General features: G+C 62.5%; 18 protein-coding genes and 1 pseudogene. 11 read left to right on the top strand and 8 right to left on the bottom strand.

Going from position 1 to position 18,906, the window contains the following annotated elements; all coding sequences use genetic code 11:
• Positions 1-14: 14 nt before the first annotated feature.
• From rsmB to def, 3 genes are read right to left on the bottom strand one after another with little or no spacing between them, the layout of a single operon-like run.
• Positions 15-1,325, bottom strand: a complete 1,311-nt coding sequence (gene rsmB / locus HX855_RS25180; RefSeq protein WP_177084439.1) for a 16S rRNA (cytosine(967)-C(5))-methyltransferase RsmB — start codon at positions 1,323-1,325, stop codon at positions 15-17.
• Positions 1,322-2,281 (bottom strand): methionyl-tRNA formyltransferase, encoded by a 960-nt coding sequence (gene fmt, locus HX855_RS25175; RefSeq protein ID WP_177084441.1) that lies wholly within the window; start codon positions 2,279-2,281, stop codon positions 1,322-1,324. The genes rsmB and fmt overlap by 4 nt, the downstream gene beginning before the upstream one ends.
• A gap of 57 nt (positions 2,282-2,338) precedes the next feature.
• On the bottom strand, positions 2,339-2,845 hold the full coding sequence (gene def / locus HX855_RS25170; protein ID WP_177084443.1) for a peptide deformylase: 507 nt from the start codon (positions 2,843-2,845) through the stop codon (positions 2,339-2,341).
• A gap of 136 nt (positions 2,846-2,981) precedes the next feature.
• Here def and HX855_RS25165 point away from each other — a divergent pair, with 136 nt between their 5' ends.
• From HX855_RS25165 to HX855_RS25155, 3 genes are all read left to right on the top strand, one after another.
• On the top strand, positions 2,982-3,770 hold the full coding sequence (locus tag HX855_RS25165) for a peptidoglycan-binding protein (protein WP_177084445.1): 789 nt from the start codon (positions 2,982-2,984) through the stop codon (positions 3,768-3,770).
• Between the two features lie 63 nt (positions 3,771-3,833).
• The gene (dprA, locus tag HX855_RS25160; protein ID WP_177084447.1) at positions 3,834-4,928 is read left to right on the top strand and encodes a DNA-processing protein DprA; all 1,095 of its coding nucleotides are present in this window, start codon (positions 3,834-3,836) and stop codon (positions 4,926-4,928) included.
• Between the two features lie 54 nt (positions 4,929-4,982).
• Positions 4,983-5,540 carry an L-threonylcarbamoyladenylate synthase gene (locus HX855_RS25155; RefSeq protein ID WP_177084449.1) on the top strand — a complete coding sequence of 186 codons (558 nt, stop codon included), beginning with the start codon at positions 4,983-4,985 and terminating at the stop codon, positions 5,538-5,540.
• Positions 5,541-5,680: 140 nt separating this feature from the next.
• On the opposite strand, the gene HX855_RS25150 is transcribed toward HX855_RS25155, so the two are convergent.
• Positions 5,681-6,658: an NADPH:quinone reductase gene (locus HX855_RS25150; RefSeq protein ID WP_177084451.1), complete on the bottom strand. Its 978-nt coding sequence runs from the start codon at positions 6,656-6,658 to the stop codon at positions 5,681-5,683.
• A gap of 316 nt (positions 6,659-6,974) precedes the next feature.
• Between HX855_RS25150 and hemF the strand changes: the two genes are divergently transcribed.
• Entirely contained in the window at positions 6,975-7,904 is a 930-nt protein-coding gene (gene hemF, locus HX855_RS25145; protein ID WP_177084453.1) for an oxygen-dependent coproporphyrinogen oxidase, read from the top strand.
• Positions 7,904-8,722 carry a shikimate dehydrogenase gene (aroE, locus tag HX855_RS25140; RefSeq protein WP_177084455.1) on the top strand — a complete coding sequence of 273 codons (819 nt, stop codon included), beginning with the start codon at positions 7,904-7,906 and terminating at the stop codon, positions 8,720-8,722. The genes hemF and aroE overlap by 1 nt, the downstream gene beginning before the upstream one ends.
• Before the next feature lie 130 nt (positions 8,723-8,852).
• Here the strand turns inward: aroE and HX855_RS25135 are convergent, their stop codons facing one another.
• The 3 genes from HX855_RS25135 to betC all read right to left on the bottom strand — a co-directional run bounded on the left by HX855_RS25135 (position 8,853) and on the right by betC (position 13,048).
• Positions 8,853-10,421, bottom strand: coding sequence for a SulP family inorganic anion transporter (locus HX855_RS25135; protein ID WP_177084457.1), 1,569 nt, complete (start codon positions 10,419-10,421; stop codon positions 8,853-8,855).
• Between the two features lie 175 nt (positions 10,422-10,596).
• Positions 10,597-11,517 (bottom strand): choline ABC transporter substrate-binding protein, encoded by a 921-nt coding sequence (choX, locus tag HX855_RS25130; RefSeq protein WP_177084460.1) that lies wholly within the window; start codon positions 11,515-11,517, stop codon positions 10,597-10,599.
• Positions 11,518-11,533: 16 nt separating this feature from the next.
• Positions 11,534-13,048 carry a choline-sulfatase gene (betC, locus tag HX855_RS25125; RefSeq protein ID WP_177084462.1) on the bottom strand — a complete coding sequence of 505 codons (1,515 nt, stop codon included), beginning with the start codon at positions 13,046-13,048 and terminating at the stop codon, positions 11,534-11,536.
• A gap of 103 nt (positions 13,049-13,151) precedes the next feature.
• Here betC and HX855_RS25120 point away from each other — a divergent pair, with 103 nt between their 5' ends.
• From HX855_RS25120 to HX855_RS25095, 6 genes are all read left to right on the top strand, one after another.
• Positions 13,152-14,102, top strand: a complete 951-nt coding sequence (locus HX855_RS25120; RefSeq protein ID WP_177084464.1) for a choline sulfate utilization transcriptional regulator — start codon at positions 13,152-13,154, stop codon at positions 14,100-14,102.
• Between the two features lie 31 nt (positions 14,103-14,133).
• Positions 14,134-14,460: a DOPA 4,5-dioxygenase family protein gene (locus tag HX855_RS25115; protein ID WP_177084466.1), complete on the top strand. Its 327-nt coding sequence runs from the start codon at positions 14,134-14,136 to the stop codon at positions 14,458-14,460.
• 102 nt (positions 14,461-14,562) lie between these two features.
• Positions 14,563-15,531, top strand: a complete 969-nt coding sequence (locus tag HX855_RS25110; protein ID WP_177084467.1) for a 2-dehydro-3-deoxygalactonokinase — start codon at positions 14,563-14,565, stop codon at positions 15,529-15,531.
• Positions 15,532-15,544: 13 nt separating this feature from the next.
• Positions 15,545-16,165 (top strand): 2-dehydro-3-deoxy-6-phosphogalactonate aldolase, encoded by a 621-nt coding sequence (locus HX855_RS25105; RefSeq protein ID WP_177084469.1) that lies wholly within the window; start codon positions 15,545-15,547, stop codon positions 16,163-16,165.
• Positions 16,166-16,198: 33 nt separating this feature from the next.
• Positions 16,199-17,347 carry a galactonate dehydratase gene (dgoD, locus tag HX855_RS25100; RefSeq protein WP_003213645.1) on the top strand — a complete coding sequence of 383 codons (1,149 nt, stop codon included), beginning with the start codon at positions 16,199-16,201 and terminating at the stop codon, positions 17,345-17,347.
• A 172-nt stretch (positions 17,348-17,519) separates the two neighbouring features.
• Positions 17,520-18,824, top strand: a complete 1,305-nt coding sequence (locus HX855_RS25095; RefSeq protein WP_177084471.1) for an MFS transporter — start codon at positions 17,520-17,522, stop codon at positions 18,822-18,824.
• On the opposite strand, the pseudogene HX855_RS33500 reads toward HX855_RS25095, so the two are convergent.
• Positions 18,808-18,906 (bottom strand): annotated as a pseudogene (locus HX855_RS33500) (outer membrane lipoprotein carrier protein LolA); the annotation flags it as partial. The gene HX855_RS25095 and the pseudogene HX855_RS33500 overlap by 17 nt on opposite strands.

The following is an 18,906-nucleotide window of genomic DNA, read 5'->3' as shown; positions in this document are numbered from 1 at the left end:
TCCCTTAAAACCATTCAGCCGCGAGCGGCGGCAATCTTGATCAGCTTGGCGTAATAGAACCCGTCGTGGCCGCCTTCCTGGGCCAGCAACTGGCGGCCATGAGGCTGCTTGATCCCGGCCTGGATGTCGAGGTCCAGTTCCCGGGCGCCGCTGGTGCGGGCCAGGAAGGCTTGGATGACCTCGGTGTTTTCCGTCGGCAGCGTCGAGCAGGTGGCGTACAGCAGGATGCCGCCGACTTCCAGGGTCGGCCACAACGCGTCCAGCAACTCACCTTGCAGCACGGCCAGGGCGGCGATGTCGTCGGGTTGGCGGGTCAGCTTGATGTCCGGGTGGCGGCGGATCACGCCGGTGGCGGAACACGGCGCGTCCAGCAGGATGCGCTGGAACGGCTTGCCATCCCACCAGGTGGCGGTGTCGCGGCCGTCGGCGGCGATCAGCTCGGCGCTGAGTCCCAGGCGCGCGAGATTTTCCCGCACACGCACCAGGCGCTTGGCTTCCAGGTCTACGGCGACGACGCCGGCCAGGTCAGCCTGCACTTCCATGATGTGGCAGGTCTTGCCGCCGGGGGCGCAGCAGGCGTCGAGCACCCGTTGGCCCGGGGCCAGGTCCAGCAGGTCGGCGGCCAGTTGGGCGGCTTCGTCCTGCACGCTGATCCAGCCTTCGGCAAAGCCCGGCAGGTTACGTACATCACCTGGCTCTGTAAGAACGATGCCGTCCTGGCTGTAGACACAGGCCGTGGCCGCGACACCGGCTTCGCTCAGCAAAGAGAGATACGCGTCGCGGGTGTGATGACGACGATTTACCCGCAGGATCATCGGCGGGTGGGCGTTGTTGGCGGCGCAAATGGCTTCCCATTGCTCGGGCCAGAACGCCTTCAGGGATTTTTGCAGCCAGCGCGGGTGGGCGGTGCGCACCACCGGGTCATGTTCCAGCTCGGCCAGCAGCGCTTCGCTTTCGCGCTGGGCACGGCGCAGCACGGCGTTAAGCAGGGCCTTGGCCCAGGGCTTTTTCAGCTTGTCGGCGCAACCCACGGTCTCACCGATGGCGGCGTGGGCTGGCACGCGGGTGTAGAGCAGTTGGTACAGGCCCACCAGCAGCAACGCTTCCACATCGGCGTCCGCTGCCTTGAATGGTTTCTGCAGCAGCTTGGCCGCCAGCGCCGACAATCGTGGCTGCCAGCGGGCGGTGCCGAAGGCCAGGTCCTGGGTAAAGCCGCGATCACGGTCTTCGACTTTATCCAGTTGGGTCGGCAGCGAACTGTTGAGGGAAGCCTTGCCGTTGAGTACGGCGGCCAGGGCCTTGGCGGCGGCCAGACGTGGATTCATTGGGCGTCCACCGCTTGGCCGAGGACGATACCCACGGCAAATTTCTCACGGCGGCTGTTGAACAAATCGCTGAAGCTCAACGCCTTGCCGCCGGGCAATTGCAGACGAGTCAGGCACAGCGCCTGCTCACCGCACGCCACCAGCAGGCCGTCCTTGCTGGCGCCGATGATTTCACCGGGTGCGCCCTTGCCGTCGGCCAGGGTGGCGGCCAGTACTTTCAGGGCTTCACCGTTGAGGGTGCTGTGGCAGATCGGCCAGGGGTTGAAGGCCCGTACCAGGCGCTCCAGCTCCACGGCCGGGCGGCTCCAGTCGACACGGGCTTCGTCCTTGTTCAATTTGTGAGCGTAGGTGGCGAGGCTGTCGTCCTGCACTTCGCCTTCCAGGGTGCCGGCGGCCAGGCCGGCGATGGCCTTGACGACGGCCGGCGGGCCCATTTCGGCGAGGCGATCATGCAGGCTGCCGCCGGTGTCTTGATCGGTGATCGGGGTGGTGACTTTCAGCAGCATCGGGCCGGTGTCCAGGCCTGCTTCCATGCGCATCACGGTCACACCGCTTTCGGCATCACCGGCTTCGACGGCACGCTGGATCGGTGCCGCCCCACGCCAGCGAGGTAGCAGCGAGGCGTGACTGTTGATGCAGCCCAGGCGCGGGATATCCAGCACGGCCTGGGGCAGGATCAAACCGTAGGCCACTACCACCAGCAGGTCCGGCTTCAGTGCAGCCAGTTCGGCCTGGGCATCGGCGTTACGCAGGGTCGGCGGTTGCATTACGACGATGTTGTTTTCCAGCGCCAGCTGCTTGACCGGACTGGGCATCAGTTTTTGCCCACGACCGGCCGGACGATCGGGCTGGGTGTAGACCGCCACGATTTCATGCGGGCTGGCGAGCAGGGCCTTGAGGTGTTCGGCGGCGAATTCGGGGGTGCCGGCAAAAACGATGCGCAGTGGCTCGGTCATGGGAAACGTCTCACAAAAGAAAAAGGCTTGCCGGAGCAAGCCTTTGAAAGAAGGGAATCAAGCTTGCTGGCGATGCTTCTTTTCCAGCTTCTTCTTGATCCGGTCGCGTTTAAGCGTGGACAGGTAATCAACAAACAGCTTGCCGTTGAGGTGGTCGCATTCGTGTTGGATGCACACCGCCAGCAGGCCTTCGGCAATCAGCTCGAACGGCTTGCCGTCACGGTCCAGGGCCTTGATCTTGACGCGCTGGGGACGGTCGACGTTCTCGTAGAAGTCGGGCACCGACAGGCAGCCTTCCTGATACTGGCCCATCTCGTCGGTCAGGGTTTCGAACTCAGGGTTGATAAACACCAGGGGCTCGCTGCGGTCTTCGGACAGGTCCATGACCACGACGCGCTGATGCACGTCGACCTGGGTCGCGGCGAGGCCGATGCCCGGGGCTTCATACATTGTTTCAAACATGTCATCGACCAACTGACGAACCTTGGCGTCCACTACGGCCACTGGCTTGGCGATGGTGCGCAGGCGTGAGTCCGGAAATTCGAGGATGTTCAAAATAGCCATAAGCGTAATTGCTGCACATGTGAGGTAAAGGCAAGTCGGCGCCGGGGATGGACCCAAGGTGCCGGTGGAGAACGTCCGAAAGCCGCGAAGGCTGTGGCGTTTCACGCGAATGCACATAATAAAGGAGATTCACCCCATGAGGAAATCGCTACTCGTCTTGCTGCTGTGGGCCCAGGCCGTTGTTGCCCAGGTTCCCGCGAGCAATCCACAGGTCGGCCAGCCGCTGGCGCTTCATACGCAGCAAGCCATCCAGCGCTTTTTACTGCACAACCATATCCTCGACACGCCCCAGGCACTGGATAGCGCCCCCTATATTGTTGCAGCAGATGCCGGCCGGGTATTGGGCGCCAACGGTGAGCGTGTTTATGCGCGGGGCGGATTGGACCCTTCTGTCCAAAGCTATGGGATCTTCCGCCGGGGCAAGGTCTATACCGACCCGGATAGCCAGGAACTGCTGGGCATACACGCCGACGACATCGGCACTGCACGCTTTGTGACGGCGGGCGATGTCAGCACGCTGGGTGTGCAACGGGTCACCCAGGAGGTGCGTCCCGGGGACCGGCTGCTCAGCCCGCCAGCACCTTTGGACCTGGCCAGCCTGGTGGTTCAGTGGCCGGCCCAGGCCATTGCCGGGAGCATCATCGACGTACCGCGAGGCGTGACGCAGATAGGTGTGCTGGACGCCGTCACGTTGAATAAGGGCCGTCGCGACGGCCTGATGGAAGGTCATTTGCTGGCCGTGGTGAAAACCGGAGAAACCGTGCGGGACAGGGTAACCGGCGCCCCCGTGAAGATTCCCGACGAAACGGCCGGGACGCTGTTGGTGTTTCGTACCTACGAAAAGCTCAGTTACGGCTTGGTGCTCAGCGCGTCGCGGTCCCTGGCGGTAATGGACCGTTTTGAGGCGCCGGATCGAACGCAATAATTAGGTTGCTAAATAAGTTACCAACAGAGTTATCCACAGCTTGTTCCGATCAAGGACGATCAAATGTTACCGACGAATAACCGGGAAATTTCCCCGGCAGAACTGGAAGCTCGACTACGCTTGCACAGGCTGCCGGAACTGGGTCCCAAAGGCTTTCATAAACTCATCGAAGCATTTGGTTCAGCGTCAAAAGCCATCAGCGCACCGGCGAGTGCCTGGCGTTCCCTCGGCCTCAAGGCCGCCAGTGCCGATGCCCGGCGCAGCGAGGAAGTACGTGATGGCGCCAGTGCTGCACTGGCCTGGCTGGAGCGCCCGGCCCAGCATTTGCTGATGTGGGACCAACCTGACTACCCGGCACTGCTCGCCGAACTGGATGACGCGCCACCGCTATTATTCGTCGCCGGTAACCCGCAGATTCTGGAAAAACCACAGCTGGCGATGGTCGGCAGTCGCCGTGCCTCCAGGCCAGGAATGGACACCGCCGCCGCGTTTTCCCGCAGCCTGGCGAGTGCCGGTTTTGTCATCACCAGCGGCCTGGCCCTGGGGATCGACGGTGCGGCGCATCAGGCGGCTTTGGATGTCGGTGGGCATACAATCGGCGTGCTGGGCACCGGGCTCGAAAACTTTTATCCACAGCGCCATCGTCGCCTGGCTGAGGCGATGATTGCCCAAGGCAGCGCCGTGGTTTCCGAGTTTCCATTGGACGCCCCGCCTCAGGCCGGCAACTTCCCACGGCGCAACCGAATTATCAGCGGCCTGTCCCTGGGCGTGCTGGTAGTGGAGGCCGGTATGGCCAGCGGTTCGCTGATCACCGCACGGTTGGCGGCGGAGCAAGGGCGCGAGGTGTATGCCATCCCCGGCTCTATCCACCACCCGGGCGCCAAAGGTTGCCATCAGTTGATTCGCGATGGCGCGGTGTTGGTGGAAACCATCGAACACATCCTCGAAAACTTACGCGGCTGGCAGGCATTGTCCCGCCCGGCACCGACGGCGGTCACTCACCCACTGGTGGTGCTGTTGCACGCCGCGCCCCACACCAGTGAAGCCTTGGCCATCGCCAGCGGAAGGGCCTTGTCCGAGGTACTGGCCAGCCTCACGGAACTGGAACTGGAAGGCCGCGTGATCTGCGAAAGCGGACGCTGGCTTGCGCGCGGCTAGGTTTTGTAACGAAGATCGGTAAACTGCGCAGAGCTTTAGTCCGGAGAGTGAGCAATGGTCAACAGGTGGCGTGTGCGAGAAGCCGCACGAGAAATTCGCGCAGGCGCGGTGATTGCCTATCCAACCGAGGCGGTCTGGGGCCTGGGCTGTGACCCTTGGAACGAGGAAGCGGTGGATCGTTTGCTGGCGATCAAGGGCCGGTCTGTGGATAAAGGCCTGATCCTGGTGGCCGACAATATCCGCCAGTTTGATTTTCTGTTCGAAGACTTCCCGGATCTGTGGATGGACCGCATGGCCAGCACCTGGCCGGGTCCCAATACGTGGCTGGTGCCCCATCAGGACTTGTTGCCCGAGTGGATTACCGGGGTGCATGACACCGTGGCGTTGCGGGTGACCGATCATCCACAAGTGCGGGATTTGTGTTCGTTGGTCGGTCCGCTGATTTCCACCTCGGCCAACCCACAGGGCCGCCCGGCGGCGCGCACACGGATTCGTGTGGAGCAGTATTTCCGTGGGCAGGTGGATCTGGTGTTGGGCGGGAATCTGGGGGGGCGCAAGAATCCGAGTCTGATTCGGGATTTGGCGACGGGTGAGGTTGTGCGGCCGTCTTAAGACCGAGTCGCGGCCATCGCGGGCAAGCCCGGCTCCCACAGGGATCTGCAGCGAACACAAAATTTATGTTCACCGCAGACTCCAGTGGGAGCCGGGCTTGCCCGCGATGAGGCCCTTACAGGCCCCAGAGACCTAAAGCCCTAAGGCAACAGAATGGTCGACCCGGTCGTCCGCCGCGCCGACAACTCGGTCTGTGCCTTCGCCGCATCCCCCAACGAAAACCGCTGATTAATATCAATCTGCAATTTCCCGCTGATGATCATCGAAAACAGGTCATCCGCCATCGCCTGCAGGTTTTCCGGGTTGTTGGCATAGGTCGCCAGGGTCGGCCGAGTCACATACAGCGAGCCCTTGGCCGCCAGAATCCCCAGGTTGACCCCGTCCACCGCCCCCGACGCATTACCAAAACTCACCACCAGCCCCCGCGGTGCCACGCTGTCCAGTGAGGTGAGCCAGGTGTCCTTGCCTACGCCGTCGTACACCACCGGGCATTTCTTGCCGTCAGTCAGCTCCAACACGCGTTGTGCGACGTTTTCTTTGCTGTAGTCGATGGTTTCCCAGGCGCCGAGGGATTTGGCCAACGCAGCCTTTTCCGGCGAACTGACGGTACCGATCAGCTTCACGCCCAAGGCCTTGGCCCATTGGCAAGCCAGCGAGCCTACGCCACCGGCGGCGGCGTGGAACAGAATGGTTTCGCCGCCCTTCAGCTCATAGGTCTGGCGCAGCAGGTACTGCACGGTCAGGCCCTTGAGCATCGCGCCGGCGGCTTGTTCGAAGCTGATGTCGTCCGGCAGGTGCACCAGGTTGGCAGCTGGCAGCACATGCAATTCGCTGTAGGCACCCAATGGGCCGCTGCCGTAGGCCACGCGATCGCCTACCTTGAATTGGGTGACTTCACTGCCTACCGCGCCCACCACACCCGCGCCTTCGGCGCCCAGGCCTGACGGCAATGCCGGTGGCGCATACAGGCCGCTGCGGAAATACGTGTCGATGAAGTTCAGGCCGATGGCCTTGTTCTGCACGCGAACCTGCTGTGGGCCGGGCTCTGCCGGGGTGTAGTCCACATACTCAAGCACTTCGGGGCCGCCATGGGCACGGAACTGGATACGTTTGGCCATCTGCACTCTCCTTAAGTCAATTTCGCGATAGTGCCCTGTCTCGCCAATGCGTTCCTTTTGGGCGAGTGGCTGTTGTCGTCAGACAAGGCGCCGCGACGACTCATAGCGTGCTATGGGGAGGAGCGGCAACGCAGTATGACGGCAACAGACGCCGCCCAAAAGGAACAGCATTGGTGGGACAGGGCACTTTTCTATCGGACTCCTAAGCTTGATCTTCGTCAACTGCGGCAGCAGGGGGTGCAGTGGTATCCTGTGCGCCCATTTGCCGCCGACGCCCAATGGCCTCGCGTAGCTTTGCCCGATTCAAGGTGATGTCATGACTACCCGCACCGAGGCTGTCAAAGCCTACCTGCTCGACCTGCAAGACCGCATTTGCAGCGCCCTGGAAACCTTCGAGACGGACACTCGCTTTATCGAAGACGCCTGGACCCGGCCTGCCGGCGGTGGTGGTCGCACCCGTGTGATCGAAAACGGCTCGGTGATCGAAAAAGGCGGCGTTAACTTTTCCCACGTGTTTGGCAGCGGCCTCCCACCGTCCGCCAGTGCGCATCGCCCGGAATTGGCCGGTCGCGGTTTTGAAGCCCTCGGCGTGTCGCTGGTGATCCACCCGCACAACCCGCATGTGCCGACTTCCCACGCCAATGTGCGCTTTTTCATCGCCGAAAAAGAAGGCGAGGAAGCCGTGTGGTGGTTCGGTGGCGGCTTCGACCTGACGCCCTACTACGGCAACGAAGAAGACTGCATCCACTGGCACCGCGTCGCCGAACAGGCGTGCGCGCCGTTTGGCCCGGACGTCTACTCGCGCTACAAGGCCTGGTGCGACACCTACTTCCACATCAAGCACCGCAACGAGCCACGGGGCATCGGCGGTTTGTTCTTCGATGACTTGAACGAGTGGGACTTCGACACCAGCTTCGCCTTCATGCGGGCCATCGGCGATGCCTACATCGACGCCTACTTGCCGATCGTCCAGCGCCGCCAAGCCATGGCCTATACCGAGCAGCAGCGCGAATTCCAGGAGTTCCGCCGTGGCCGCTACGTCGAGTTTAACCTGGTCTACGACCGTGGCACCCTGTTTGGCCTGCAATCGGGCGGACGCACCGAATCGATCCTGATGTCGCTGCCACCGCAAGTGCGCTGGAGTTATGACTGGAAAGCCGCACCGGACAGCGAAGAAGCGCGCCTCACCGACTACTTCCTGCAAGACCGCGATTGGCTGGGCGTGCTGCCCAAGGCGGCGGTCTGATGGATCGTTATGTCGTCTTCGGCAACCCTATCGGCCACAGCAAGTCGCCGCTGATTCACCGCCTGTTCGCCGAACAAACCGGCGAGCAGCTGGACTACAGCACCTTGCTCGCGCCGCTGGAGGATTTCACCGGCTGCGCCCGTGAGTTCTTTCAGCAAGGCCGTGGTGCCAACGTCACTGTGCCGTTCAAGGAAGAGGCTTACCGCCTGGCCACCACCCTGACCGAGCGTGCCCAGCGCGCCGGCGCAGTGAATACCTTGAGCAAGCTCGCCGATGGCAGCCTGCTGGGGGACAACACCGACGGTGCCGGCCTGGTGCGGGATTTGACGGTGAATGCCGGGTTCAGCCTGCAAGGTAAACGCATCCTGCTGCTGGGGGCCGGTGGTGCCGTACGCGGAGCACTGGAGCCGTTGCTGGCCGAGCAACCGGCGTCGCTGATCATCGCCAACCGCACCGTGGAAAAGGCCGAATTGCTTGCCGAGCTGTTCGACGACCTCGGCCCGGTGTCTGCCAGCGGTTTCGACTGGCTGCGTGAGCCGGTGGACCTGATCATCAACGCCACGTCCGCCAGCCTGTCAGGCGAGGTGCCGCCGATTGCCGGCAGCCTCGTTGAACCGGGTAAGACCTTTTGCTACGACATGATGTACGCCAAAGAGCCTACGGCCTTCTGCCGTTGGGCCAGCGAACAGGGGGCGGCGGTGGCGATGGATGGCCTGGGGATGCTGGTGGAGCAGGCGGCTGAAGCGTTCTTCCTGTGGCGCGGTGTGCGCCCGGATTCGGCACCGGTTTTAGCTGAGCTGCGCAGGCAACTGGCCTGACGCCAATCCAACTGTGGGAGCGGCGGTGCGACGATTTGACTTGCTCGCGAAAGCGGTGTGACAGTCGCCGTATGTATCGACTGATCCACCGCATTCGCGAGCAAGCCCGCTCCCACAGTTTCAAACGCATTCAGTCTTCGAAATGGATGGGGCACTTGTCGGCCCCTTCCAGTTTCTTCAACTCCTCCACCACCGGTGGCCGGGCCTTGCGCAATGCCAGGCTGCGCCCCAATCCGTTCAATCGGCGCGCCTCCTGGTGCAGCATCTCCACCCCGGAATAATCAATAAAGTTGATCTGCTGCGCCTCGATCACCACCCGCTGGCCGTGCAGGCTTTGCAGCCGCACTTGCAGGTAATGGCTGGCGCCAAAAAAGATCGACCCGCCCACCCGCAGCACATCGTCCTCACCGTCACGCCATTGCTGGACCCGCGGCTGGGACGTGCGCTTGAGGTAGAAAAACAGCGACGCCAGCACCCCGGCGTAAATCGCCGTCTGCAGCTCCAGTAACAGCGTGGCGATGCAGGTCAGGCTCATCACCACGAACTCCGCACGGCTGACCCGGAACAGCGCCCGAATCCCGCGATGGTCCACCAGGCCCCAGCAAATCAGCAGGATGCTCGCCGCCATGCTGGGGATCGGAATATGCGCGATCAACGCCGCGCCGAACAACGCAAACAGGGCCACCCACAGCGCGGAAAATACCCCCGCCAGTGGCGAGCAGGCGCCCGCTTCGTAGCTCAGGCCGGAGCGGGTGAAGGAACCTGCCGACAGGTACCCGGAGAAAAATCCGCCAACAATGTTGGATAAACCCTGGGCGCGTACTTCCTGATTCGCATCGAGCAATTGCTGGGAGCGGGCCGAGAGCGAGCGCGCAATCGACAGGCTGGTCACCAGCCCCAGCATGCCCACCGCCACCGCACTGGGCAGCAGGCGCAAGACCGTGTCCAGGTCCATCGGCAGCGGGCTGAACGGCGGCAGCTTGCCGACAAATGAACTGACCCGCGCCACCTGCCCGAACATCGCCGGCCACAGCCACGGGATAACGCTGCCCAACGCCAGCGCGATCAACAGCGTTGGCCAGCGCGGTACCCAGAGTTTGAGCAGCACACCCACCAGCAAGGTGCCGAGGCCAAGCGCCAGTGAAGGATGATTCCACTCCCCGGCATGGTTGATCAGCGCCAACAGGCTGTTGATCGCCGTGGCCTGGCTGGGCAGGTCCAGCCCCAGCAGGTTGGGTAGCTGGCCCAGGGCGATGACGATTGCCGCGCCAAGGGTGAAGCCGAGCACCACGGAATGTGAGACGAAATTCACCAGGGCGCCGAAGCGCAGCATGCCCAGAAGCCATTGGAAGACGCCGGCCAGGAATGTCAGCAGCAGGATGAGTGTGATGTAGTCCTGGGACCCGGGCACCGCCAGCGGGCTGACACTGGCGTAGAGCACGATGGAAATGGCCGCCGTGGGGCCGCAGATCAGGTGCCAGGAAGAGCCCCACAAGCAGGCGATCAATACCGGGATGATGGCGGCGTACAGGCCGTACTCCGGTGGGAGACCGGCGATCAGCGCGTAGGCAATGGATTGGGGTAATGCCAGGACTGCACCGCTCAGGCCGACGATCGCATCCCGCCCGACGCTGGCGCGGGTCTGGCGCGGGAGCCAGCTGAGGAAGGGGAAGAGGGTATGGCGGTTGGGCCGGGGCATTTAGGGCTCGGATTGATAGGTTTGAATCAGGGTATCAGGACAAACGCCGGACTGTGGGAGTCCGCTGACTGTGGGAGCCGGGCTTGCCCGCGATACAGGCGCCTCGGTCCTACAGGGACACCGCGGTGATGCTATCGCGGGCAAGCCCGGCTCCCACAGGGTGCGGCGTCAGCCGTTAGAGCTTGGCTTTTACGGCGGCCAGTGCATCCTGGCCATCAACGGTTTTCACCCCATCGAGCCACTTATCCAATACCGCCGGATTCGCCTTGATCCACGCCTTCGCCGCCTCCGCGTTACTGACCTTCTTGTTCACCACCTCAGCCATGATGGCGTTCTCCATCTCCTGGGTGAAACTCAGGTTGGTCAGCAATTTCCCCACATTCGGGCACGCCTGCGCATAGCCCTTGCGGGTCAACGTATACACGCTGCCGGTGTCACCAAAGTACTTTTCCCCACCCTTGAGGTAACGCATCTTCAGTTGCACGTTCATCGGGTGCGGCGTCCAGCCGAGGAAGGTCACGAACTTCTGCTTCTTCACCGCCCGGGACACTTCCGCCAGCATCGCCTGTTCGCTGGATTCGATCAGCTTCCACTGGCCCAGGTCAAAGTCGTTCTTCTTGATGATGTCCTGCAGCGAGATATTCGCCGGCGCCCCGGAACCGATGCCATAGATCTTCTTGTCGAACTTGTCGGCAAACGTGTTCAGGTCGGCAAAGTCATGCACCCCGGCGTCCCACACATAGTCCGGCACGGCGAGGGTGAACTCGGTGCCGTCGAGGTTTTTCGCCAGTTGCACCACATCGCCATTGGCCACGAACTTGTCGTAGAAACCCTGCTGCGCCGGCATCCAGTTACCCAGGAACACATCCACCTGGCCGTCCTTGAGCCCGCCAAACGTGATCGGTACCGCGAGGGTGTCGACCTTGGGCTTGTAACCCATGCCGCTCAACAGAAAACCGGTAATGGCATTGGTGGCGGCGATATCGCTCCAGCCCGGATCGGCCATCTTCACGGTGTCGCAGCTGGTGTCCGCGTAGGCACCGGCGCTGCTCAACGCCAGCAGTGCAACGCTCAACACGGTGGATAACTTTTGCATGGCCTTCCCCTCAGTTTTATTGGTTTTGGCAGGGTTGTGGAAAACGTGCCTTGCGCTCCAGATCGTCGAGGTCGATGTGGTTGCGCATGTATTGCTGACTGGCGTCTACCAGTGGCTGGTGGTCCCAGCTCTTCAGCTTGCCTTGGGTCAGCGCCTCAAACACCAGGCGGCGACGGCGTTGGCTGGCGAGCACCTGCTGGTGGATCGCCGGGATGTCCCATTTGGCCCGCGCCTCACTCAAAAACGCCTCGAACAGTGGCCGGTGTTCCGGTGACTGGCTGAGGTCTTCCCGCTCGTGCGGGTCGTTGTGCACATCGAACAATAGGCAAGGATCGTCCTCGCTGTAGATGAACTTGTAAGCGCCACGGCGGATCATCATCAGCGGGCTGATGGTGCCTTCGGCCATGTATTCGCCGAACACTTCGTCGTGGCCGCCCTGCCCTTGCAAGTGCGAGACCAGGGAGCGGCCATCCAGCGGCAGCTTGGGGTCGAGTTCGCCGCCGGCCAGTTCCACTAGGGTGGGCAGCAGGTCGGCGGTGGACACGGCGGCGGTCACCCGGCCCGCCGCAAACTGCCCCGGCGCGCTGATCAGCAGCGGCACCCGGGCCGCCATCTCAAACCAGTGCATTTTGTACCAGAGCCCGCGCTCGCCGAGCATGTCGCCGTGGTCGCCGGAGAAGATGATGATGGTGTCGTCGGCCAGGCCTGTGTCTTCCAGGGTTTGCAGCAGCTTGCCGACGTTGCTGTCGATGTAGCTGCACGCGCCGAAATAGGCGCGGCGCGCATCGCGGATCTTGTTCACCGGCAGTGGCTTGTCCCACAGGTCGTAGACCTTGAGCAGGCGCTGGGAGTGAGGGTCGAGATCGGCCTGTGGCGGGGTTGTGGGCAACGGGATCTCGTTGTCGTCGTACAGGTCCCAGAACGGCTTGGGAATGGTGTACGGGTCGTGTGGGTGCGTCATGGAGACGGTCAGGCAGAACGGCTGGTCGCCGTCCTCGCGGATATGGTCGAACAAGTACTGCTGGGCCTTGAACACCACCTCTTCGTCGAAATCCAGCTGGTTGGTGCGCACGCATGGGCCGGCTTGCAGCACCGACGCCATGTTGTGGTACCAGGTGGGGCGCACGTCCGGCTCATCCCAGTTCACGGCCCAGCCATAGTCGGCCGGGTAGATGTCACTGGTCAGGCGTTCTTCATAACCGTGGAGCTGGTCGGGGCCGCAAAAATGCATCTTGCCCGACAGCGCCGTGCGGTAGCCGAGGCGACGCAGGTAGTGGGCGTAGGTCGGCACGTCAGCGGGGAAATCGGCCGCGTTGTCGTAGGCGCCAATCTTGCTCGGCAACTGGCCACTGACCAGGGTGAAACGCGAGGGCGCACACAGCGGGCTGTTGCAGTAGGCGGCGTCGAACACCACACCTTCAGCGGCGAGGCGGCTCAAGTTCGGCAGCTTGATAGGCGAAGGACCGTAGAACGGAAGCATTGGCGCGGCCATTTGATCGGCCATGATGAAAAGAATGTTCTTGCGCTTCATGGTTTCGCGGCATTCCATAGTCAATGTTTATGCGAATGAGCATGCAGGCCATGGAAATCGTGGTAAAGCCCATGAGAAGCAATGTCTAGGATAAGCCCAGCTTATGTATGAATCCCTTGGTCACCTGTCCCTCGATCTGCTGCGCGCGTTTGAAGCCGCCGCGCGCCAACGCAGCTTTACGGCGGCGGCGATGGAACTGGGCACCACCCAGCCCGCCATCAGCCAGCAGATCAAGCGTCTGGAAGAACAGCTGAAGGTGCGCCTGTTTGATCGCATCTACCGTGGCATCGAGCTGACCGACGCCGGCGCATTACTGTTCGAGCAGGTGCAGGCCGGTTTGCAGAGCATCAACCAGGGCCTGAGCGCCATTGCCGAGCAGGACCCGCACGAAGTCCTGCAGGTAGCGACGGACTTTGCCTTCGCCGCTTACTGGCTGATGCCACGCCTGCACCGTTTCCATGAAGCCAACCCGCAGGTGGACGTAAGCCTGGTTACCAGCCAACGCAATCACGCCACATTGCGCAGCGATATCGACGTGGCTGTGTTGTTTGGCGATGGCCGCTTCAAACAGGGTGAGAGCTTGTGGCTGTTCAATGAAGAGGCATTTCCGGTGTGCAGCCCGCAGTTGCTCCAGGATCGCCCCTCGCCACTGCCGGTCCAGAGCTTGCTGGAGTTCCCTCTTCTGCACCTGCGCCAGGAAAACAACAACCAGTGGTTCGACTGGACCGGCGTGTTCCGCGAACTGGGCATCACCACCGCACCCACTCCGGGCCAACTGCGGTTCGACAACTACACCCTGTTGATCCAGGCGGCGATTGCCGGCCAGGGCGTGGCCATCGGCTGGCGGCACCTGGTGGATAACTTGCTGGAGCAAAAGTGGCTGTGCCGGCCGATCGGCGAGACGGTGATCTCCCGCTTCGGCTATTACGTCGTACTGCCCCAGCGGAAACGCCGCAGCCAGTTGATCGAGCGTTTCGTCGACTGGTTGGTGGCCGAGCAAGCCAGCAGCGCACAATCACTGACCGGTCTGGCCCTGCCGTCCATTGCGGTCTAGGATTTGCCGATCATTGAGCCCGGAGCCTGTCATGCAACGTATCAAGGGCTACCACGCCCACATCTACTTCGACGCCAGCACGATCGACCAGGCGCGCAAACTCTGCGAAGACGCCGCGCAGATGTTCCCGCTGCGCATGGGCCGGGTGCATGAGCGCCCGGTGGGGCCGCACCCGGACTGGAGCTGCCAGCTGGCGTTCGACCCGGAATACATCGGCGTCGTGCTGCCGTGGCTGGCGCTCAACCGCAATGGCCTGGTGGTGTTCCTGCACCCCACCACCGGCGATGACCTCAAGGACCACACCGATCACGCGATCTGGATGGGGGCGATGCGTACGTTGGACCTGTCGATATTCTGAGGCTGCTAATTCCCTATATGTGGGACTGATATTTATATATTGAGACTTTGCCAGTCTTGGGTTTATATTCGCCTCATCCGCTCAGAACACTCAGGTGAAGCGATGCAGGCGCAATTGATCGCGCTCGATTGGGGAACCAGTTCCCTTCGTGCTTATAAGCTCGGCCCGTCAGGCGTCGTGATCGAACGACGTGCGTTGGCGTCGGGGATCATGCACTTGCCCACTGAACCCCGGGACATTGCCGGTGTTCGCTGCCACAACGGGTTTGAACTGGCATTCGATGCGGCCTGCGGTGACTGGCTCGACGCCCAGCCCGGCCTGCCCGTCATCGCCTGCGGCATGGTCGGCAGCGCCCAGGGCTGGAGCGAAGCGGCTTACCGCGACACCCCGGCCGATGTCGCCACCCTCGGCCAGGCATTGCATGAGGTGCGCAGCCTGCGGGGCACAGCGGTGCACATCGTGCCCGGCGTGATTCAACGCGGCGCGTTGCCCAATGTGATGCGCGGCGAAGAAACCCAGGTGCTCGGCGTATTGCAAAGCCTGTCTGCCACGACCGGGCGCGATGTGTTGATCGGCCTGCCGGGCAGCCATTCCAAATGGGTGGAGGTGGTGGAAGGCTGCATCACCCACTTCGACACCTTCATGACCGGCGAGCTGTTCGCCGTGCTCAGCCAACACAGTATTTTGGGTCGCACCCAACGCCCTTCCGAACAGTTCCAGGCGGCCGCCTTTGATCGCGGCGTTCAGGTGGCGCTGTCAGTGGACGGCCAGACCGGCGTGTTATCCACCTTGTTCAGCGCCCGTACCTTGGGATTGACCGGCGAACTGGCGCCTGACGAGCAGCCCGATTATTTATCCGGCCTGCTGATCGGCCACGAACTGAAGGGCCTGCGCACCCGCGCCCATGCCCAGGCGCGCGACATTGTGTTGGTCGGCGCAACCCAACTCTGCACCCGCTACCAGCGTGCACTCCAACTCTGTGGCTTCCCCCACGTGACCCTGGCGCAGGAGGCTACCGAACGTGGCCTTTGGCAGCTGGCCATGGCGGCGGGGCTGCTGCCTGCAACCTGACGAGAGGCCCGACATGCTCAAGCAAGCACTGACACACAACGGTTTGATCGCGATCCTGCGCGGTCTGCGACCGGAGGAGGCGCTGGCGATCGGCGAGGTGCTGTACCAGGCCGGCTTCAGGGTGATCGAAGTACCGCTCAACTCACCGGACCCCTATTCCAGCATCCGCATCCTGCGGGACAGCCTGCCCGCCGATTGCCTGATCGGCGCCGGCACCGTGCTGACCCCGGAGCAGGTCCATCAAGTCAAAGCCGCCGGCGGCCAAGTGATCGTCATGCCCCACAGCGATGCCAAGGTGCTGCGGGCTGCCAAGGCGGCGGGCCTGTTCCTGTCGCCGGGTGTGGCCACGCCGACCGAAGCGTTTGCCGCGCTGGCCGAAGGCGCCGACGTACTGAAACTGTTCCCGGCCGAGCAAATGGGCCCGGCGGTGGTCAAGGCCTGGCTCGCGGTACTGCCCGCGGGCACGGTGCTGCTGCCGGTGGGCGGCATCACCCCGGACAACATGCAGGTATTTTTCGACGCGGGGGTCAAAGGCTTCGGCCTGGGCTCCGGGTTATTCAAGCCGGGCATGAGCGTCGACCAGGTCGCGAGCAACGCCCAGGCCTACGTCGCGGCCTGGAATGCCCTGGGCTGATCAGCGTTCTCCATCTACAAGAGAGATAAGAAGATGAAAATCACCAAACTGACCACCTTCATCGTCCCGCCGCGCTGGTGCTTCCTCAAGGTTGAAACCGACCAGGGCGTGACCGGTTGGGGTGAACCTGTGGTCGAGGGCCGCGCCCACACCGTGGCGGCGGCCGTCGAAGAATTGTCCGACTACTTGATCGGCAAAGACCCACGCAATATCGAAGACATCTGGACCGTGCTCTACCGCGGCGGTTTCTACCGTGGCGGCGCGATCCACATGAGCGCCCTCGCCGGGATCGATCAGGCGCTGTGGGATATCAAGGGCAAGGCCCTCGGCGTATCGGTCAGCGACCTGCTGGGCGGCCAGGTACGGGACAAGATCCGCGTGTATTCATGGATCGGTGGCGACCGCCCGGCCGACACGGCCCGCGCCGCCAAGGAAGCCGTGGCCCGTGGTTTTACCGCCGTCAAAATGAACGGCACCGAAGAACTGCAGTTTCTCGACAGCTTCGAAAAAGTCGACCAGGCCCTGGCCAACGTCGCCGCCGTGCGTGATGCGGTCGGCCCTAACGTGGGCATCGGCGTCGACTTCCATGGCCGGGTGCACAAGCCCATGGCCAAGGTGCTGATGAAGGAACTCGACCCCTACAAACTGATGTTTATCGAAGAGCCGGTACTCAGCGAAAACTACGAAGCGCTGAAAGAGCTGGCGCCGCTCACCAGCACCCCGATTGCCCTCGGTGAGCGGCTGTTCTCGCGCTGGGACTTCAAGCGCGTGCTCAGTGAAGGCTACGTCGACATCATCCAGCCGGATGCTTCCCACGCCGGCGGCATCACCGAAACCCGCAAGATCGCCAACATGGCCGAAGCCTACGACGTGGCCCTCGCCCTGCACTGCCCGCTCGGCCCGATTGCCCTGGCGGCGTGCCTGCAGCTGGACGCGGTTTGCTACAACGCGTTCATCCAGGAACAGAGCCTGGGCATTCACTACAACGAGAGCAACGACCTGCTGGATTACGTGCGCGATCCGGGCGTTTTCGACTATGACCAGGGCTTCGTGAAGATCCCTAACGGGCCAGGCTTGGGCATTGAGATCAACGAGGAATACGTGATCGAGCGCGCGGCCATCGGCCACCGCTGGCGCAACCCGATCTGGCGCCATGCCGATGGGAGTTTTGCGGAGTGGTGATTTCCTCCTGAAGAAACACCGTCAGTGTGGGAGCTGGCTTGCCTGCGATAGCGGTGAGTCAGCTTGCATCTGCGGCACTGACACGCCGCTATCGCAGGCAAGCCAGCTCCTACAGGGATCGCGTTTCTTCAGTAAGACCTGTCCTCAATAACCATAAGAAGAGGCAACCCCCATGCAATCCGAGTCCTTCACCGGGCAGGCTTCTTTAGTCACGCCCAGCCGAAAGCGTTTCTTCATCATGGTGCTGCTGTTCATCACGGTGGTGATCAACTACCTCGACCGCAGCAACCTGTCGATTGCCGCCCCGGCCCTGACCAGCGAGTTGGGGATCGACCCGGTGCATGTGGGGCTGATCTTCTCCGCGTTCGGCTGGACCTACGCCGCCATGCAAATCCCCGGCGGCTGGCTGGTGGACCGGGTGCCGCCGCGCATTCTCTACAGCGTCGCCCTGCTGTTGTGGTCGATCGCCACGGTGATGCTCGGCTTCGCCGCCAGCTTTATCGCGCTGTTCGTATTGCGCATGGCGGTGGGCGCCCTGGAGGCCCCGGCTTACCCGATCAACAGCCGCGTGGTCACCACCTGGTTTCCCGAGCGTGAGCGGGCTACCGCGGTGGGCGTTTACACCTCCGGGCAGTTTGTAGGGCTGGCGTTTCTCACGCCGGTGTTGGCCTGGCTGCAACACGTGTTCGGCTGGCACATGGTGTTTGTCGCCACCGGCGGCGTGGGCATTCTGTGGGCATTGATCTGGTATGCGGTGTATCGCGAGCCTCGGGATTTCAAGGGCGCCAATGCGGCAGAAATCGAGCTGATCCGCGAAGGTGGCGGGTTGGTGGATATGCAGGCGCAGGCGGCCAAGGCGCCGTTCAGTTGGGGCGACCTCGCGATAGTGCTGAGCAAGCGCAAGCTGTGGGGGATTTACCTGGGGCAGTTTTGCCTGAACTCCACACTGTGGTTTTTCCTGACGTGGTTTCCGACCTACCTGGTGAAATATCGCGGCATGGACTTCATCAAGTCCGGCCTGCTGGCGTCGTTGCCGTTTCTCGCGGCGTTTGTCGGCGTGCTGTGTGCGGGGCTGTTTTCCGACTGGCTGATTCGCCGGGGAACGTCCGTGGGCTTTGCGCGCAAGTTGCCGATCATTGGCGGGTTGCTGATTTCCACAGCGATCATTGGCGCCAACTTCGTTGACTCCACGGCGTGGGTCATTGCGTTTCTGGCGGTGGCGTTTTTCGGCAATGGCCTGGCGTCGATCACCTGGTCGCTGGTATCGACCCTGGCGCCCGCAAGGCTGCTGGGGCTGACGGGTGGGGTGTTCAATTTCATCGGCAATCTGTCGGCGATTACCACGCCGATCGTGATTGGCTTTCTGGCCACCGGGGATTCATTTGCGCCGGCGATTACGTATATCGCGGTGCTGGCGTTGCTGGGGGCGTTGTCCTACATCTTGTTGGTGGGCAAGGTCGAACGCATAGAACTGTAGGAGCGAGCTTGCTCGCGAAAAACCTGAGAGCGCCGCGGGGTGTCAGATACCCCGCGGTACCGTTAACGTTTCTCGCGAGCAA

The sequence above is a fragment of the Pseudomonas sp. IPO3778 genome (assembly GCF_013386825.1).
Classification (GTDB): Bacteria; Pseudomonadota; Gammaproteobacteria; order Pseudomonadales; family Pseudomonadaceae; genus Aquipseudomonas.
Note: the sequence above shows the minus strand (reverse complement) of the source record. Positions and strands in the feature narration are given on the sequence as shown.

Bases quoted from the DNA above. Each gene is read 5' to 3' on its own strand.
- rsmB (WP_177084439.1), bottom strand. From the start codon at position 1,325: ATGAATCCACGTCTGGCCGCCGCCAAGGCCCTGGCCGCCGTACTCAAC.
- fmt (WP_177084441.1), bottom strand. From the start codon at position 2,281: ATGACCGAGCCACTGCGCATCGTTTTTGCCGGCACCCCCGAATTCGCC.
- def (WP_177084443.1), bottom strand. From the start codon at position 2,845: ATGGCTATTTTGAACATCCTCGAATTTCCGGACTCACGCCTGCGCACC.
- HX855_RS25165 (WP_177084445.1), top strand. From the start codon at position 2,982: ATGAGGAAATCGCTACTCGTCTTGCTGCTGTGGGCCCAGGCCGTTGTT.
- dprA (WP_177084447.1), top strand. From the start codon at position 3,834: ATGTTACCGACGAATAACCGGGAAATTTCCCCGGCAGAACTGGAAGCT.
- HX855_RS25155 (WP_177084449.1), top strand. From the start codon at position 4,983: ATGGTCAACAGGTGGCGTGTGCGAGAAGCCGCACGAGAAATTCGCGCA.
- HX855_RS25150 (WP_177084451.1), bottom strand. From the start codon at position 6,658: ATGGCCAAACGTATCCAGTTCCGTGCCCATGGCGGCCCCGAAGTGCTT.
- hemF (WP_177084453.1), top strand. From the start codon at position 6,975: ATGACTACCCGCACCGAGGCTGTCAAAGCCTACCTGCTCGACCTGCAA.
- aroE (WP_177084455.1), top strand. From the start codon at position 7,904: ATGGATCGTTATGTCGTCTTCGGCAACCCTATCGGCCACAGCAAGTCG.
- HX855_RS25135 (WP_177084457.1), bottom strand. From the start codon at position 10,421: ATGCCCCGGCCCAACCGCCATACCCTCTTCCCCTTCCTCAGCTGGCTC.
- choX (WP_177084460.1), bottom strand. From the start codon at position 11,517: ATGCAAAAGTTATCCACCGTGTTGAGCGTTGCACTGCTGGCGTTGAGC.
- betC (WP_177084462.1), bottom strand. From the start codon at position 13,048: ATGAAGCGCAAGAACATTCTTTTCATCATGGCCGATCAAATGGCCGCG.
- HX855_RS25120 (WP_177084464.1), top strand. From the start codon at position 13,152: ATGTATGAATCCCTTGGTCACCTGTCCCTCGATCTGCTGCGCGCGTTT.
- HX855_RS25115 (WP_177084466.1), top strand. From the start codon at position 14,134: ATGCAACGTATCAAGGGCTACCACGCCCACATCTACTTCGACGCCAGC.
- HX855_RS25110 (WP_177084467.1), top strand. From the start codon at position 14,563: ATGCAGGCGCAATTGATCGCGCTCGATTGGGGAACCAGTTCCCTTCGT.
- HX855_RS25105 (WP_177084469.1), top strand. From the start codon at position 15,545: ATGCTCAAGCAAGCACTGACACACAACGGTTTGATCGCGATCCTGCGC.
- dgoD (WP_003213645.1), top strand. From the start codon at position 16,199: ATGAAAATCACCAAACTGACCACCTTCATCGTCCCGCCGCGCTGGTGC.
- HX855_RS25095 (WP_177084471.1), top strand. From the start codon at position 17,520: ATGCAATCCGAGTCCTTCACCGGGCAGGCTTCTTTAGTCACGCCCAGC.